Here is a 1,063-nt window from a genome sequence, read left to right as displayed (position 1 = left end):
TCTGTCGGGCGATCTCCGTCTTGGAGCCGCACCATTTGAAGTCTTCGGGGAACCCTTGCAGCAGGGCCGCCTCGAAGTGGGTGATGGGGCGATTGTCCGTCGGATGAAGGTACCGACCCTTTTCCGGCTTGTAGAACTCCGTGCGGATGGTGACCGCGGGCCGGTCCATGTGCAGACGGCCCATCACGTCACCGGTGCCCGTCCTGTGTCCGTCCCAACTCTCCGTCGAGAGATAGATTTCCGGGCCCCTGAGCAGCCGGTATCCCGGCTCTGTCGACAGCCGAATGTTGCCTTTACCGTCCAACCTGTACCAGACGCCCGTCAAAGCCTTACGGTTCCCCCCGGCAGGAATCGCTTTGTAGCGGGCCAGGGAGAGCTTCTCCGGATTGCGCCGGATGTGCAATTCTCTCGTCAGGTAGTAGCCCTCGGGGCGCTCGGGAAGATCCTTGAGCAGGTCCATGCCGTTCGTTCTGCGAAAGACGGACTCGACGGTTTGCCATGTGGGGCCACCATCGTCCAATGCGCCCTGGATCGGTTTCCGATGCGTGGCTGCCGGATACCGCAGCGCGGAGAGTTCGGGCACGTCTTTGCGCACGCCGATGACGATGGCTCGTCGCCGCGTCTGCGGTACGCCGTAGTCGGCGGCATTCAAGAGATACCGGCGATCACGGATCCGTTCCGGTTCATTGTCGCGCGCGTCGGGCGGTGGAACGAGACGATAGTTGGCGAGGTCGCCCCCCGTCCCGACCTCTCTCTTGAGGTCTCGAAACTCCGGCGAGCTCAGAAAGCGGTCGACATTCTCGATGACGAAAACCTTGGGTTCGAGAGCCTTGACGACCGCGACGTAGTGGCGCCACAGCTTGTTCTTGGGATCATCCGGGTCCTCCTTGCCGAGTCCGGAGAAGCCCTGGCAAGGGGGGCCGCCGATGACGACGTCTGCACGAAGATCCTGCGGCTGAGGAACCCAATGCTCGATCTCCCCGACGAGCATGTGATCGTCGGCCCCCTCCGGCACGAAGTTTGCCGCGTACGTGGCCGCCGCAGCCGGGTCCTTCTCCACGGC

Annotated in this window: 1 protein-coding gene; it reads right to left on the bottom strand. The window is 63.2% G+C overall.

All coding sequences use genetic code 11. The annotated features are described in order from the left end of the window. Positions 1-1,063, bottom strand: a 1,063-nt coding sequence (locus D7231_RS35675; RefSeq protein WP_147449926.1) for a DNA cytosine methyltransferase, incomplete at both ends; no start/stop codon positions are given.

The sequence above is a fragment of the Streptomyces klenkii genome (assembly GCF_003626645.1).
GTDB lineage: Bacteria > Actinomycetota > Actinomycetes > Streptomycetales > Streptomycetaceae > Streptomyces > Streptomyces klenkii.
Note: the sequence above shows the minus strand (reverse complement) of the source record. Positions and strands in the feature narration are given on the sequence as shown.